Origin of the sequence: Ferrimonas balearica (assembly GCF_019802055.1) — a bacterium.
Lineage (GTDB): Bacteria > Pseudomonadota > Gammaproteobacteria > Enterobacterales > Shewanellaceae > Ferrimonas > Ferrimonas balearica_A.
The window spans coordinates 320,892-336,719 of record NZ_JAHVHW010000004.1 but is presented as its reverse complement, the minus strand read 5'-3'; the positions used below and the strand labels follow the sequence as shown (position 1 = coordinate 336,719).

13 protein-coding genes are annotated in these 15,828 nt (G+C 59.9%); 8 read left to right on the top strand and 5 right to left on the bottom strand.

The window, feature by feature from the left end:
* Positions 1 to 100 precede the first annotated feature (100 nt).
* From KUV52_RS02440 to deoD, 5 genes are all read left to right on the top strand, one after another.
* Positions 101 to 877, top strand: coding sequence for an outer membrane protein OmpK (locus KUV52_RS02440; RefSeq protein WP_261389828.1), 777 nt, complete (start codon positions 101 to 103; stop codon positions 875 to 877).
* A 283-nt stretch (positions 878 to 1,160) separates the two neighbouring features.
* The gene (gene deoC / locus KUV52_RS02435; protein ID WP_222524339.1) at positions 1,161 to 1,934 is read left to right on the top strand and encodes a deoxyribose-phosphate aldolase; all 774 of its coding nucleotides are present in this window, start codon (positions 1,161 to 1,163) and stop codon (positions 1,932 to 1,934) included.
* Between the two features lie 48 nt (positions 1,935 to 1,982).
* Positions 1,983 to 3,314: a thymidine phosphorylase gene (gene deoA, locus KUV52_RS02430; protein WP_222524338.1), complete on the top strand. Its 1,332-nt coding sequence runs from the start codon at positions 1,983 to 1,985 to the stop codon at positions 3,312 to 3,314.
* Positions 3,315 to 3,325: 11 nt separating this feature from the next.
* The gene (locus KUV52_RS02425) at positions 3,326 to 4,540 is read left to right on the top strand and encodes a phosphopentomutase (RefSeq protein WP_222524337.1); all 1,215 of its coding nucleotides are present in this window, start codon (positions 3,326 to 3,328) and stop codon (positions 4,538 to 4,540) included.
* Positions 4,541 to 4,563: 23 nt separating this feature from the next.
* Complete coding sequence (gene deoD / locus KUV52_RS02420) at positions 4,564 to 5,268, top strand: purine-nucleoside phosphorylase (protein WP_222524336.1); 705 nt, start codon at positions 4,564 to 4,566, stop codon at positions 5,266 to 5,268.
* Positions 5,269 to 5,325: 57 nt separating this feature from the next.
* On the opposite strand, the gene KUV52_RS02415 is transcribed toward deoD, so the two are convergent.
* Both KUV52_RS02415 and KUV52_RS02410 read right to left on the bottom strand, forming a co-directional pair.
* Complete coding sequence (locus KUV52_RS02415) at positions 5,326 to 6,954, bottom strand: methyl-accepting chemotaxis protein (protein WP_222524335.1); 1,629 nt, start codon at positions 6,952 to 6,954, stop codon at positions 5,326 to 5,328.
* Between the two features lie 105 nt (positions 6,955 to 7,059).
* Positions 7,060 to 7,728, bottom strand: a complete 669-nt coding sequence (locus KUV52_RS02410) for an AhpA/YtjB family protein (protein WP_222524334.1) — start codon at positions 7,726 to 7,728, stop codon at positions 7,060 to 7,062.
* Between the two features lie 82 nt (positions 7,729 to 7,810).
* On the opposite strand from KUV52_RS02410, the gene serB reads away from it, so the two are divergent.
* A complete protein-coding gene (gene serB / locus KUV52_RS02405) occupies positions 7,811 to 8,725 on the top strand; it encodes a phosphoserine phosphatase SerB (protein ID WP_222524333.1) in 915 nt (304 codons plus the stop codon).
* On the opposite strand, the gene KUV52_RS02400 is transcribed toward serB, so the two are convergent.
* Positions 8,722 to 11,055, bottom strand: a complete 2,334-nt coding sequence (locus tag KUV52_RS02400; RefSeq protein ID WP_222524332.1) for a PilZ domain-containing protein — start codon at positions 11,053 to 11,055, stop codon at positions 8,722 to 8,724. The genes serB and KUV52_RS02400 overlap by 4 nt on opposite strands.
* A gap of 95 nt (positions 11,056 to 11,150) precedes the next feature.
* Between KUV52_RS02400 and radA the strand changes: the two genes are divergently transcribed.
* The gene (radA, locus tag KUV52_RS02395; protein ID WP_222524331.1) at positions 11,151 to 12,515 is read left to right on the top strand and encodes a DNA repair protein RadA; all 1,365 of its coding nucleotides are present in this window, start codon (positions 11,151 to 11,153) and stop codon (positions 12,513 to 12,515) included.
* Between the two features lie 89 nt (positions 12,516 to 12,604).
* Positions 12,605 to 13,345, top strand: a complete 741-nt coding sequence (locus KUV52_RS02390) for a sporulation protein (protein ID WP_222524330.1) — start codon at positions 12,605 to 12,607, stop codon at positions 13,343 to 13,345.
* A 51-nt stretch (positions 13,346 to 13,396) separates the two neighbouring features.
* Here KUV52_RS02390 and lnt read toward each other — a convergent pair whose 3' ends face one another.
* Together lnt and corC are read right to left on the bottom strand one after the other, a co-directional pair.
* Positions 13,397 to 14,896, bottom strand: a complete 1,500-nt coding sequence (lnt, locus tag KUV52_RS02385) for an apolipoprotein N-acyltransferase (protein ID WP_222524329.1) — start codon at positions 14,894 to 14,896, stop codon at positions 13,397 to 13,399.
* Positions 14,897 to 14,916: 20 nt separating this feature from the next.
* Positions 14,917 to 15,819: a CNNM family magnesium/cobalt transport protein CorC gene (gene corC / locus KUV52_RS02380; RefSeq protein ID WP_222524328.1), complete on the bottom strand. Its 903-nt coding sequence runs from the start codon at positions 15,817 to 15,819 to the stop codon at positions 14,917 to 14,919.
* Between the last annotated feature and the right edge of the window lie 9 nt (positions 15,820 to 15,828).

Genomic DNA, 15,828 nt, shown 5'->3' with positions numbered 1-15,828 from the left:
GCGCATGTTGCGCAAAAGCGACAAGTGGATACAATGCGCGTGCCTGCATGGATAGTGGGTCCTAGACAAAAAAACGATCTGTAAAACACAGGGGTTAATGATGAACAAGTTCACTTCTCTGGCTGTTGCGGGCGCTGCCGCTCTGGCCATCTCCGCTCCGGCTTCCGCCGAGCAGTACTACGGTTTTGCTACTGCTTCCGTAAACTACCTGGATTGGACCGATAAAGCGGAAGACCGCGCTTCCTTCGGTGGTAAGAAAGATTTCTACTACATCGAAGTTGAAGGCGGCGCTGGCTTCTCCTGGGGTGACGTATACGGCTTCTTCGACATCGAAAACCCGCACGCTCTGGGTGACGAAGATGCAGGTGCCCGTGGCTTCCGTCTGGCCACCAAAGGCTCCATCGCTGTAAACCTGGGCTCCTCCAACTGGAACCTGTACAGCCACGTTTACCACTTCGAAGACACTGGCTTCTCCGACACCAACCTGGTAATCGGTACCAGCTACGACTACTTCACTGACTTCGGTTTCTGGTTCAAGCCCTTCATCGGTGCTCACATCGAAAACCAAACCTTCGCGGGCAACGGCTTCAACGGCTACATGGCTGGCTGGGTACTGGGCTACGACTTCGAGATGGGTGGTCAGAAGTTCTCCATCTCCAACTGGCACGAAACTGAATTCGGTCGTAAAGACCAGTTCCGTAACGGCGCTGACGGCCGCGAGCTGGACAGCTACGGCCAGAACGGTGCGGTTGCCCTGTGGTGGCACCTGCCGAACAGCAAAGTTACCACCGGTATCCAGTACCGCTACTACGATCAGAAGCTGGGCGATGCCAACTACGGCGACGCTCTGATCTACACCCTGAAGTACAACTTCTAAGTTGCTTCTCAGGTGAAAAAAGGGTCTGCCAACGGCAGACCCTTTTTGTTATCATCGCCGTGTATTTTGCGGGAAAAAGGATTTTTCGCGAAAGTTGGTGTTCCCCCTTCCGGGCTCCGCTTAAGTCTTCAAGGAACCAAGTCCGCGTCGCCTTTGCTGTGACGAGTGCTGGTTCGTCGTACCCCCATTCCGGGCCGGTATCACAAAACGACCTCACACTGTCCCTGCTGGGCGAGGGAAGTTATCTATACTGCGTACAATCAACCGGAACTGGGAGTTTTCCATGAGCGATTTGACCGCTGCTGCCCTGCGCGCCCTGTCCCTAATGGACTTGACCACTTTGAATGACGACGACACCGACGAGAAGGTGATCAAGCTTTGTCATGACGCTAAGTCCCCGGCTGGCAACACTGCCGCAATCTGCATCTACCCCCGTTTTATCCCCATTGCTCGTAAGACGCTGAACGCCATCGGTGCCCCTGAAATTCAGATCGCCACCGTGACCAACTTCCCCCACGGTAATGACGACATCGATATCGCTGTAGCTGAAACCAAAGCCGCAGTCGCTTACGGTGCGGATGAAGTGGATGTGGTGTTCCCCTATCGCGCTCTGATGGCTGGCAACGAGACCGTGGGTTTCGACCTGGTTAAGGCCTGTAAAGCCGCTTGCGGTGACCAGGTGCTGCTGAAGGTGATCATCGAAACCGGTGAACTGAAAGAGGAAGCGCTGATCCGTCGTGCCTCTGAGATCAGCATCGACGCGGGTGCGGACTTCATCAAAACCTCCACGGGCAAGGTGCCGGTTAACGCTACCCTGGAATCCGCCCGCATCATGATGGAAGTGATCAACGCGAAAGACACCTCCGTGGGCTTCAAGCCGGCGGGTGGCGTTCGCAACGCGGAACAGGCTGCTGAATACCTGGCTCTGGCCGAGTCCATCCTGGGCCCGGACTGGGTATCTCCCCGCACCTTCCGTTTTGGCGCCTCCAGCCTGTTGGCCAGTCTGCTTCAGACCCTGGGCCACGGTGAAGGTCCTGCGGACAGCAACGCTTACTGATCCTACCGGGGCCGCCTCGCGGCCCCACTCTGACGTGGGGAGCAAAGGATGTTTCTACCGCAAGAGATCATTCGTAAGAAGCGCGACGGCCACGAGCTGAGCGCTGAAGAGATCCGATTTTTCGTTAATGGGATCGCCGATAACAGTGTCAGTGAAGGGCAGATCGCCGCGTTTGCGATGGCAGTGTTCTTCAATGACATGACCATGGCGGAGCGGGTCGCCCTGACTACCGGCATGCGCGATTCCGGTACCGTTCTCTCCTGGGACCACCTCAATCTGGATGGCCCCATTCTCGATAAGCATTCCACCGGTGGGGTAGGGGATGTGGTGTCCCTGATGTTGGGGCCCATGATTGCCGCCTGCGGTGCGTATGTTCCGATGATTTCCGGCCGGGGCCTGGGCCACACCGGTGGCACCCTGGATAAGCTGGAATCGATCCCCGGCTACGACATCATGCCGGACAACAAACGCTTCGGTGAGGTGGTAAAATCCGCTGGTGTGGCCATCATCGGTCAGACCGGGGAACTGGCCCCCGCCGACAAGCGTTTCTACGCCACCCGCGACATCACCGCGACCGTTGACTCCATCTCCCTGATCACCGCCTCTATTCTCTCCAAGAAGCTGGCCGCTGGCCTGGATGCGCTGGTGATGGATGTGAAAGTGGGCAGCGGGGCGTTTATGCCCACCTACGAGGCGTCTGAGCAGTTGGCTCAGTGCATTGTGGAAGTGGCTAATGGCGCCGGTGTGCCCACCTCCGCTCTGCTTACCGACATGAACCAGGTGCTGGCCTCCAGCGCCGGTAATGCGGTAGAAGTGCGCGAGGCGGTGAATTTCCTGACAGGCGCCCACCGCAATTCCCGTTTGCACCGGGTAACGCTCTCTCTGGGGGCGGAACTGCTGGTGCTGGGCAAACTGGCCCGGGATCCGGAGCACGCCTGGCAGATGCTGGAGCACACCCTGTCCAGCGGCGCCGCTGCCGAGCATTTCGGCAAGATGGTGGCCGGGCTGGGTGGCCCTGCCGATTTTATGGATAGCCCCGATCGCTACCTGCCCAAGGCAAAGGTAGTGCGTCCGGTTTATCCTGAGCATAAAGGGATCGTTACCGCGATGGACACCCGCGCCATTGGTATGGCCGTGGTGAACCTGGGCGGGGGCCGTAAAGTGGCCAGCGATCTCATCGACCATAAGGTCGGCTTTGACAATCTCTGCGCCCTTCGCCAGGAGGTGGATAGCCACACCCCGCTGGCAGTACTGCACGCCAATGATGACGCGCAGTGGGAGGCCGGGGCTCAGGCCCTGCGCGAGGCCATCACCCTCGGTGACAAGGCCCCTGCGGCAGATCCGGAAGTGTATCGGCTGGTTCGTAACGAGAACCGCTGACAGGAGGAATCATGACTCGAGCCATTGTGCTTATGATGGATTCATTTGGCGTAGGCGCCACCGCCGACGCCGCCAAGTTTGGCGATGAGGGGGCCGATACCTTTGGCCACATCGCTCAGGTGTGCGCCGAAGGTGGCGCAGAAGTGGGCCGTTCCGGTCCGCTGCACCTGCCGCACCTGACCCAGTTGGGTCTGGCTCGGTTGGCCTTTGACAGCACCGGTTCCGTGCCTGCAGGTTTTAACCTGGAAGCGGAAGTGACCGGCGCCTACGGTTACGCGGCAGAGCTCTCTTCCGGTAAGGACACGCCCAGTGGTCACTGGGAGATGGCGGGTGTGCCGGTTCTGTTCGAGTGGGGCTACTTCCTGGATAAGGAGAACAGCTTCCCGAAGGAACTGACCGACAAGATTCTGGCCCGTGCCGGCCTCGACAGCTTCCTGGGCAACTGCCACGCTTCCGGCACCACCATTCTGGAGCGCTTGGGCGAAGAGCACATGCGCACTGGCGCGCCGATCTTCTACACCTCTGCCGACAGCGTGTTCCAGATCGCCTGTCACGAGGAAACCTTTGGTCTGGAGCGCCTCTATGAGCTGTGCCAGATCGCCCGCGAGGAGTTGGAGCCCTACAACATCGGTCGTGTGATTGCCCGTCCGTTTGTGGGCAACGGCGCCATGGAGTTCGCTCGCACCGGCAACCGTCGCGACTACGCGGTAGAGCCGCCGTCACCGACCGTTCTGGATAAGCTCAAAGCCGCTGGCGGCGAAGTGATCTCCGTGGGCAAGATCTCCGACATCTACGCGCACTGTGGCATCACTCAGAAGCGCAAAGGCACGGGTCTTGAGGCACTGTGGGATGAAACCCTGGCCGCCGTAGACGATGCGGAAGACCGCAGCCTCATCTTCACCAACTTTGTCGATTTCGACTCCTCCTATGGCCACCGCCGGGACATCACCGGTTACGCCGCTGCGCTGGAGTATTTTGACACCCGACTGCCGGAACTGATGTCCCGACTGCAGCCGGGCGACGTGGTGTTTATTACCGCCGACCATGGCTGTGATCCGACCTGGACAGGGACCGATCACACCCGTGAGCACGTGCCGGTGATCGTTTTCGGACCCGGAATCAAACCCGGTTCCCTCGGCAAGCGAGAGACTTTTGCCGATATTGGCCAGTCCCTGGCCAGCCACTTCGGGCTGGAACCCATGGATTATGGCAAATCCTTTCTATAACAACGGAATAATGGGGTCATTTCATGGCAACGCCGCACATTAACGCACCCGCTGGTGCATTCGCTGAAACCGTTCTGTTCCCGGGCGATCCTCTGCGTGCCAAGTACATCGCAGAAACCTTCCTGGAGAATGTAGAGCAGGTTACTGACGTTCGTAACATGCTGGGCTTTACCGGCACCTACAAGGGCAAGAAAGTGTCCGTAATGGGTTCCGGCATGGGCATCCCGTCCTGCTCCATCTACGCCAAGGAGCTGATCACCGAGTACGGTGTGAAGAACCTGATCCGCGTAGGCAGCTGTGGCGCTATCTCCACTGACGTGAAGGTTCGCGATGTGATCGTGGCCATGGGCGCCTGCACCGACTCCAAGGTGAACCGCATCCGCTTCAAGGACAACGACTTTGCCGCCATCGCCGATTTCGGCCTGCTGCGTAATGTTGTGGACGCGGCTGAGAAAGCTCAGATCCCGGTTCGCATCGGTAACGTGTTCTCCGCTGACCTGTTCTACACTCCGGACCCGGAGATGTTTGACGTGATGGAGAAGATGGGTGTTCTGGGTGTCGAGATGGAAGCGGCCGGCCTGTACGGCGTTGCTCACGAGTACGGCGCCAACGCGCTGTGTGTTGTGACCGTATCCGACCACATCCGCACCGGTGAAGCCACTACCGCGGAAGAGCGTCAGACCACCTTCAACGACATGATCACCATGACGTTGGACTCCCTGCTGTAATCCCAGCAGAGAAGAGAAAAGAAAAGGGGACGCTTGAGCGTCCCTTTTTTTGTGCCTTTAAACGGTACGGAAGCGTTGGATCAGTGTCGACAGGTTGACCGCCAACTGGCTCAGCTCGCCGCTGGACTGGGACACCTGCGCTGTCCCCTTGCTGACCTGTATCGCCGCATCGTTGATGTTGGTGATGTTGTGACTGAGCTCTTCGGTGACAGCGGTTTGCTGGTCGGTCGCGCTGGCCACCTGTATCGCCATATCATTGATCTGGCTGATGGCGCTGGTGATCTCCCGGATGGCACTGCTGGCTTGCTGTGCCTGCTCGACACTGGTCAGCATCTTGTCACGGCTGGCCTGCATCACCACTCCGGCGGCCTGAGCCCGCTGTTGCAACTGGTCGATGGTGCTCTTGATCTCCTGAGCGGAATCCTGAGTGCGGTGGGCCAGGGTGCGGACTTCGTCAGCCACCACCGCAAAGCCCCGGCCCTGATCCCCCGCCCGGGCCGCTTCGATGGCGGCATTGAGCGCCAGCAGGTTGGTTTGCTCGGTGATGTTGGCGATCACTTCGACGATCAGAGAGATGTTCGCGGTGTCCTGCTGCAGTTGCTGGATCACCTCGTTGGCGGCCTGGATCTCCGACTCCGACTGGTGGATCGCCGCCACCGTGGCGTCGACAATTCGGCTGCCTTCGTCCGCCGCCTGAACGCTGAGGCGGGCCTGCTCGGCGGTTTGTGCAGTGCTTCGGGCGATTTCACCGATGGAGCTTTGCATCTCGGTCATTGCGGTGGCCACCTGATCCACTTCCCGGTGCTGATTCTTCATGCCGGTAGCGGAATCGTTGGCAATGTAGCTGACCTCTTCCACCGCTGCGGCCAGCTGTACGGAAGCAGCGCTGATTTGGCCAATCATATCGTTGAGTTGGTCACGCATGGCCACCAGCACCTGAGCCACCTGCGCAAACTCACGGCTATTGAAACGGTGTTGCTCGATGGACACCGTCAGGTCACCGTTGGCGATGGCGGAGAGGGCCTCTGCCGTGGCGTTGAGGGGGCGTAGGATACGGCGCAGCAGGAACAGGGCGCTCAATACCAGGCCCAGTATCATCAGCACCGACACCGCGATCACGACCCGCTCCTGCTGTGCCATGGCCAGGCCAGCGGCCACCTTGGCCTCGGCCACTTTCTGGTTCTCCAGCTCGATAAGCTGAATGACGCCCTGTTCAACCCGGTTGTAGATCTCCCACGAGGCCATGGCGCTGAGCATGGCGGCGGCGTCGACGGCGTTGGGGTTGGAGATAAAGTCCCGATGCAGTTGAGCGAAGTTGGCCAGAGCCGGGGCCATGGGGTTCAGCAGTGCCAGAGCATCCGCTGAGGCAATCTCACTGAGCCGGGTGGTCTGCTCATTGATCAGAACAACCTGCTCGTTAAGCCAGTTGCGGGAGGCGTCGCTGGTGGGCAGATGTTGCACCTGGCGCAAGCTGAAGCCCAACTGCTCCCGGCGCAGTCCGGAAACGGTATTCAGCAACTCAGAGGCGAGGGTGCTGGTGTGATAGAGCTGTTCCAGATGATGGATCTGGCGCTGAACCTGGTTGCTGAAGTGGTAAACCAGGGCCAAAGAGGCGCTGAACAGGATCAGCAGCCCCAGAAACAGCGCGATTAGCAGCTGCTTGATAGAGAGAATTCGGTGTTTCACAGGGGGTCCAAAGAAGCGGTTTGAAAAACGCTGTCAGTGTATCAGCGGACCGGCCCAAAACTGTGACGAGAAGAGAATTCGAGCAGAAAAAATCTTTCTAAATCATTAGGATGGGTGCGTTGTTTCTTTGGCGGAGTCACGCTCTTGACGCGCTTTTTGGGCCTGTCGACGTGCCTTTACCCGGCTCTTTCGTTGCGCTTGCTGGTAAGCGTAACTGGCGCGCTTAAAGGAGAGTGCCCGGGCCAGCAGTACCCCCACCAGACCCGCCAACAACAGCATCAATTGCTGTTGGTTGTGATGCTCCTGATGAAGTGTCCGGTTGTCCCGGAAAAACAGGGAGCGATTGATGCGGATCCGAAGATAGCCCAGTACCTCATCCTCCTGGCGGACCGTGGCCGTCAGCGGAGCGAAGCGATTGAGAGCGGATTGCAGCGTCTCCTCATCCGGCAGTTGCGCCTCCGGGAACAGGGATTGGCTGAACGCCAGACGCTGCCCTTCATGGCTGAACACCGTGGCTGAGATCACCCGGGGATCCGCGACCAGGGACTCGACCAGCCAGCTCAGTTGCTCCGGTTCATCCACCTTGAGCGCGGTTGCCGCGGCGTGAGCCGCCTGACGAACCAGGCTGTCCGCCAGTTGATCGGTCTGACGGGCCAGGAGATTGTGGGTCTGGCGCTCACTGCTTACCCAGATCTGCAGGATAGCTACGATCAGGATCAGTGCGATACCAACCTGAAAAAACCGCCAAACCCGCATTCGATTGCGCCACAGCATTCCTGAACCGATCCATTTCCATCTCAATATCTCTCTTTATAATGGGTAGCGACCAAGAACAGAAGAGATACAAGGATTTATCATGCCCGGTCTTGCTCCAGATACTCCGCTGTTGCCGCAACTGGCGACCGACCTGCTTCCCTGGCAACCGGGCTTGCCCACCTTGATGCTGATTGGACGCAACCTAACCCAATCACACGCTGATGCGGTGTTGAACCACTGTGGCCCGTTAGCGGTGGTGGTCGCCGAGCCCCTGCCCGGAGGGCTTGAGCGCGTGGGTTGGCAGGGAGAAGCCCGGCCAGGCTTACCCAACCTGGAGGGGGAGTGTGAACTGCAGTGGCTGCCCGCCAACCTGCCTTCACTCCGTCAGCCCGGTTTGCTGGTGATGGACATGGACTCTACCGCCATTACCATCGAGTGCATCGACGAAATCGCCCGACAGGGCGGGGTGTACCAAGAGGTGGCCTCAGTCACGGCGGAGGCGATGGCTGGCGGACTGGATTTTGCCGAATCACTGCGCCGCCGTGTGGCGATGCTGAAAGGGATCCCCCGCTCGGTGCTGACCAACATCGCCGCTGAGCCTCCACTGATGCCGGGGTTGCTGACCCTGTGTCAGACGCTGAAGCGACATAACTGGCGATTGGGGCTGGCCTCCGGTGGCTTTAACGAGGTGGCCGCAGCGGTTGCCGAGGCCGCGGGCATCGATGTGTTTGAGGCCAATGCCCTGGCGCTGGAGGGGGAGCGTTTCTGCGGAGAGGTGGACGGTCCCATCGTGGACGGTGCCCGCAAAGCGGCCATTCTGGCTGAGCTGGGCGAAGCCTGGGGCATAGCACCCGACCAGTGGGTTGCGATGGGAGATGGCGCCAACGATCTGCCGATGCTGGGGCGGGCGGCGTTGGGGGTTGGCGTACACGCCAAGCCCAAGGTGGCAGCCCAGGCGGATGCGTCGATCCAACGACTGGGCCTTGAGGCGGTATTGGGTCTGCTGCGCCCTTAATTCAGCTGAAAGCGGCAGAGGATCTCATCGGTGATGTCGATCAACTGGCCACAGCCCTGAACCTGCCAAAGCATGTCTTCCAACTCCCGGGCACGGTGCAGGGCGTGAGTACTGATGGCGGCGAGATCCTGCTGCAGGTAATCCAGATCGGGACGATTGGCAGCAAATACCCGGGCTCTAAGGGCAATAAACCGCCCCTGCTCCAAGGCGGGCTCGATAAAGTAGCGCACATCATCCGCATCCAGCCCCGTTGTCAGTCGCAGCACTTCGCCCGCGTTCCCCTCCGCCGGTAACTTCACCAGACACTCCCACAACGGGCTGGGGTCCGCATCCGGACGCTTGAGTTCACTCAGCAGGGCATTCAGGCCACCCTGCTCCCAGAGCCAATCCAGATTTTCCGGCAATTGTGGCGCCAGGCGGCTGAGCAGGGCATTGCCAGCGATCGCCTGACCCACCATATCCCAGGCCTGCCGGCCGTGACGTTTGTGAGCAAAAACGGGCAGACAGTGCAGCCGTTTCAGCATCAGGCTATTGAGCGCGTCTGTGATCTGCCGGTGCTGACGGGCACTGCCAACCTCCGACAGCTTGGCGCGGTTCTGGCTCAGCAGATGGGAGAGGAACACCACGCCGGTATGCCCGGTACTGCCCTCCGCTTTGATGTGCAGTGTGCGGCCATCTTTTTGTGCCCGCACCAACCGGTAGGGCATCCCCTTCAGCTTCAGTTTTCCCGCCAGGGGTTGAAGCTTGGGCAGTTCCAGTTCGAGTTTGGTGTCACGTTCCAGCGCGATGGTCAGAGGCTGGGCCAACTGCAGTTTGATCCCCCGGGGTGAGACATCCAGTGTCATGGCGGCAAAGGTTTTGCGGCCCGTGGTCACCAGAGCCTGGGTGCGAAGGCCAAACCGCGCCTCCCGACGCAACTCCTTGTGCTGAAGGGGAAGAACACGAACCGGGTCTTTACTCAGGCGAGCCATCCCAAAGCGTCGCAGCGCATTGGCATCCTCTCCAGCCGGGCGCTGGCGGTATCGCTCTACCGCGTCAACAGAGGTGATATCCTCCAGCGTCAGTGCCAGGCAGACCTCCTTCAACTGCTGCTGCACCAGCGGGTCCGCAGGCCGTCCTGAAAGGGGGCAGCGCAGCGCCAGCTCTCTGTCTTCGGAGGAGAGTGAGTGGGCGCTCATTCGATGCACCCGGAAGCTGCTCCGTTGCGACGCCACCGCGAGGAAGGGATCAAGGAGTTCACTCTGCTCAAGCTCATGCAGGGTGGCGCTGAAAAACAGTACCTGCTCCTGCTGGATGTGCTTAAAGCTGAACAGCAACCGATGGGCCGGGTTGTCCGGCTCCTGCAGCAGGCGGGAGAGCCTCAGAGTGCCCAGTGAGGCACTTAACTGACCCACGCCACGTTCATCCTGCCAATAGCCAAGACGGTCCTGGTTCTCTTCACTGACCAGGGTGAACATCGGCGCCAGCTGTTGGTCCGTCATTTTGAAAAACAGTGGCAGAGCCGTGAGCTTGGGCAGGTAGTGGCGTTCATAGCCGTGGCTGCGGGTGGTGGCGATCAGGTGATTGATCTCCGGCGTGGTCCGCAGACTACACGCTTGTATCACCCGGCTTAGCTCCTGCTCCGTCCCGTCAGCCGAGTCCTGTCGCTTGAGTCGGACGTACTGGTAGCCCTTGCGACGCTGAATCTTAAGGATCTGGTAGGGTAAACCCTCGGTAATGGCAGGAGCGAGAAACTCCTGCCCTAGAGCGGTAAAGGCCACCATCAGAGGCAGTTTGGGGTCCAGGCGGTACCCCTCGGGCAGACGAACCTGGCAACCACCGACGGAGATATCCAACGTCAGCCCCTCGGTACCGGCCTGGCCACCCTGATGCACACGGATCGCGGTCGTGAAGGTGCGACGGGTTTCCCCCCGTGTGATGTAATGTCCGAGCAGTTGAGGCACGGTATGTCCGACGGGCAGCACCGATGAGGCTGGTGCTTTTGGGGTGTCGGGCTGATGCCGTGTGGGTTTGATGTCGTTGAGCAGGGTTTCAATCGCACCCACCGTCAACCGGTTGCCGTAAAGCCGCATCAACTCTTCCAGGCGGCTGGCTGCGGCGTCGGTCAGGAAGTGCGTGATGCCACCAAGTTCATGCTCCCGGCAGCCGCTGACGCGATCCCGAAGGTCGAGCACCTGGCGACTGGTTTGATTCAGTCGCTGCATCTCCATCTTCACCAGAAACCGCTCAGAGCTGGGCAGATCCTGGCAGAGTCGCTGAAACATCTGGTCAAAATCAGCCTCTTGCAGAAGGGGCTTGAGTTGCTCAATCAGTGCCTGGTGCTTGTCCATCGGTCTTCGGTCTTGTCCCATTATTCACCGCGCATTGTAACCCTGAACGACCATCGGTGATAATGGCCGCCATCGTCCAGAATATTGAAATTGCTATGGCAAAAGCAAAATCCGCCTATGTCTGTAATGACTGTGGCTCTGACCACCCCCGATGGCAGGGGCAATGTAATGCCTGCGGTGCCTGGAACACCCTGACTGAGGTGCGCCTCGGAACCGCCAAGGCGGCCCGAACCGAGCGCTACAGCGGCTATGCTGGCGCGGGATCCAGTCAGGTGCAGACCCTGTCGGAAATTGATCTCTCTGAAGTGCCGCGGTTTGGCAGCGGCTACTCCGAGCTTGATCGGGTGCTGGGTGGCGGTGTGGTGCCCGGTGCGGCCATTTTGATTGGTGGTAACCCCGGTGCCGGTAAGTCCACCCTTTTGCTGCAGGTGATGTGTCAGCTCTCCCAGCAAATGGGCGCCCTCTATGTGACCGGTGAGGAATCTCTGCAGCAGGTGGCGATGCGTGCCAACCGCCTGTCACTGCCCACGGACAAGCTGAAGATGCTGTCGGAAACCTCGGTGGAGCAGATCTGCCTGGTGGCGGAGCGGGAGAAGCCCGCCATCATGGTGATCGACTCCATTCAGGTAATGCATATGGCGGATGTGCAGTCTGCGCCGGGCTCGGTGGCCCAGGTGCGGGAGAGTGCCGCCTACCTGACCCGCTTTGCCAAGCAGAACAACGTGGCGATCTTTATGGTTGGCCATGTGACCAAAGACGGCACCCTGGCGGGCCCCAAGGTGCTGGAACACTGCATCGATTGCTCCATCCTTCTGGATGGCAATGGCGACAGCCGTTACCGCACCCTGCGCAGCCACAAAAACCGTTTCGGTGCGGTCAATGAGCTGGGGGTGTTCGCCATGACCGGTTCCGGGCTGAAGGAGGTTGCCAACCCCTCCGCCATCTTCCTCTCACGGGGGGAGGAGCAGGCTCCGGGTTCGGTGGTGATGGTGGTGTGGGAAGGCACCCGACCGCTGCTGGTGGAACTGCAGGCGCTGGTGGACCACAGTCAGCTGGCCAATCCCCGCCGGGTGGCGGTGGGTCTGGAGCAAAACCGTCTGGCGATGTTGCTGGCGGTACTGCACCGCCACGGCGGCATGATGATGTCGGATCAGGACGTGTTCGCCAACGTGGTGGGCGGCGTTAAGGTGGCGGAAACCGGTGCTGATCTGGCGCTGCTGGTCTCCATGGTGTCCAGTTTCCGGGACCACACTCTGAACCGGGATCTGGTGGTGTTTGGCGAGGTGGGCTTGTCCGGAGAGATCCGCCCCGTCACCAACGGTCAGGAGCGACTGGCGGAAGCGGCCAAGCATGGTTTCCGTCGTGCCATCGTCCCCAAGGGGAATGCGCCCCGCCAGCACATTGAGGGGATGGAAGTGATTGCCGTCAGCAAGCTGACCGAAGCGCTGGAAGCGATCTGAATCTGTGCCATAGCTCCGGATTGCAGCAATGATACTGGCCTCATCATGGCGACATGATGGGGCCGTTTTTAAAGGGAAGGAAGAGTTGGATGTTTAAGAAGTTATTGGCTTCTGTCGGCATTGGGGCAGCCAAGGTGGACACCCTGATCCTGAGTGAGCACCTGGTACCGGGTGGCGTGCTGAAGATTGAGATTCAGATTGCAGGTGGTGATGTGGCTCAGACCATCAACGGGTTGGACCTGCGGCTGATGACCATGGCCGAGGTGGAGCACCAGGATGGTGAGAGCCAGCAGGCGTTGCAACTGCATCACTGGCATCTGGATGAGACCTTCATCATCGGCGAAGGGGAGCAACTCAGTGACCAGTTTGAACTGACACTGCCGCTGGAAACCCCGTTGACGGCGCTGAACTGCCGCCGAAACCAGACCCAGGTATGGCTGGAGACCGGACTCGACATCGCTCAGGGCCTGGATGGCCGGGACCGGGATGCACTGCGCATTGGGCCGACCCGGGAGATGGTAACGGTACTGGAGGCGGTGGCTGAGTGTGGGTTTTCGCTCTACAGCGCTGACGTAGAGAAGGGCCAGCTGCGCGGTCCCGATTTTGCGTCCAGTGTGGGTTGCTATCAGGAGCTGGAGTTCCGCCCCGCTGGCTTTGGTTCGGTCCGCTTTAAAGAGGTCGAGGTCTCCTTCGTGGCCCAGCACGGTATCACCCATGTGATGCTGGAGGTGGATCGCCGCTTTGGCGGTGACGCGCTGCGCTGCTTCAGCGTGCCGGATGGGGAAAGCCCGCAGCGTATCGACGCTGAAGTGCGTCGTATCCTGGGCTGAGGTCCCGGCTTCACAGAAAAAAGGCCGCCCATTGGGCGGCCTTTTTGCGATTTATTGACTCGGCTGTCGCCAGCGCCAGGCCAGGAACAGCAGAGTCAGCGCGATAAGATAGAGCGGGCGCTGACCATACTGTCGGAACGGCGTATCGGCCTGTTCCAGAGCGACGGTTTCTCGCAATACGCCGGTTTCAAACTGGGGCAGCTGCGCCAGGATCTGGCCATGCAGATCAACGATGGCGGTGATGCCATTGTTGGTCACCCGCAGCAGGGGACGGCCCAGCTCCAGCGCCCGCATCCGGGCGATGGCCATATGCTGATGAGGCCCGATGGAGTTGCCAAACCAGGCGTCATTGGAGACGGTCAGCAGCAGATCGGTATCGGCGTGCACATTGGCCCGAACCAGCTCAGGGAAAGCGATCTCGTAGCAGATTGCGGGCGTCAGGTGCCGGTTGGCCGCAGTCAGGTTGGGCTGAACAAACCCGCCCCGGCTGAAGGAGGACATCGGCAGATTGAAGAAGGGTGCCAGAGGACGCAACCAGTCCTCCATCGGCACAAACTCCCCAATCGGCAGAAGCTGATGTTTGTGGTAGCGGTTGGGGTCATTGGGGCTGAACTCACCCTGATGCTCTTCCGGTCCCAACACCAGCAGGGAGTTATAAAAGTGCTTATCGGCATCCATGCTGATGATGCCGGTGATCACCTCGGTCTCCCGAAACGCCACCGCCCGCTCAAACTGATGCAGGAACTCGCTGACCATCGCTTCCGGCGCCGGAACTGCCGCTTCTGGCCAGATAACCAGGTCGGCGTCCATATGGGGACGGCTCAGGTCCTGGTATTTCAACAGCGTGGGCCACAGCATCTCCGGTCGCCACTTCATGCTCTGTTGGATGTTGCCCTGCACCAGGGCGACGTCCAGCGTGCCATGCTCACTGACCTGGGGCGGCGTCAGTTTGGCGCCCAGTGCCAGGATTGCCACCGCCAGAGGAAAGCCAAGATAGGCCCAGCGACGGGCCAGAACCGGCACCAGGGCTGCCGCACTGAGGCTTACCAACAAGCCGACGCCCAGTACGCCGATATAGGGGACAAGCGGGGTCAGCGGGCCATCGGTCTGGCTGTAGCCGAGCCAGAGCCAGGGGAAGCCGGTCAGCATCCAGCCCCGAACCCACTCGCTCAGAAGCCATAGCGCCGGAAACGCCAATACCCGGCTGAGCGGTGTGCCACTGAAATAGCGGTTGAGCAGCCCCATCACCAGCGCCGGGTACAGCGCCAGATAGAGGCAGAGCAGCGCCATCAACAGCAGGGAAACGATCAGCGGCAGGCCGCCAAACTGGTCGATGCTGACATGCACCCAGCGCAGACCAAAGGCAAACTGGCCGAAGCCGTAGGAGAGCCCGAGCAGGGCAGCGTGCTTCACCGTGGCCCCCTGGCTCAGCCAGAGCAGGGCGGTGAGGGAGAGTGGCAGCAGAGGCCAGAGGTCGTAAGGCGCGAAAGCCAGATGGCTTATCGCCCCGCTAAGCAGGGCGATAAACGCGGCAATCCAGGGATTTGCCATTAGGAGTCCTTATGGTGGGATCAGGCAGCGGGAGCGTCCTCGTTGGCGGTACCGTTCTCACTGTCGCTTTCACTGTCACCGATGCGAACCTGAAGTTGCACCAGACGACGGGTGTCGGCGTTCACCACCTTGAATTCGAAACCGCTCAACTCGATGGTCTCACCCCGCTCCGGCAGATGGCCGAACGCGTGGCTGACCAGGCCGCCGACGGTGTCGTACTCCTGATCAGAGAAAGTGGCCTTGAAGTGCGCATTAAACTCCTCAATGGGGGTCAGCGCCGCCACTGCCCAGACCTGCCGGCTGACCCGGCGGATATGAACGTCGTTGTCCTCTTCCAGATCGGTCTCATCCTCGATGTCACCGACGATGGCTTCCAGTACGTCCTCAATGGTGATGAGGCCGGAAACGCCACCATATTCGTCCACCACGATGGCCATGTGGTAACGGTCGGAGCGGAACTCCTTCAGCAGCACGTCAACGCGCTTGCTTTCCGGTACCACCACCGCAGGGCGCAGGATCTGCTCCAGTTTGAAGTCGGCGTCATTGCCGAAGCCAAAGGCGAGAAGGTCCTTAGCCAGCAGGATCCCTTCGATATGATCCTTGTCCCGATCGATGACCGGGAAGCGGCTGTGGGCAGAGTCAATCACGATGGGCAGAAACGCCTCAACAGACTGATTCTTTTCGATGGTGATCATCTGGGAGCGGGGGATCATCAGGTCGCGAACCTTAAGGTCAGAGACCTGCAGTACCCCTTTGATCATCTCTTTGGTGTCTTGATCGATCAGCGCACGCTCTTCCGCGTCCTGAATCACATCAACAAGCTCTTGTCGGTTCTGCGGCTCGCCACCAAAGAAATGGCTGAGACGGTCCAGCCAGCCCTTTTTGGCGTGGGTCTGGCTCGACGGGGGTTGGTCTTCGTTCATATTGTCCTG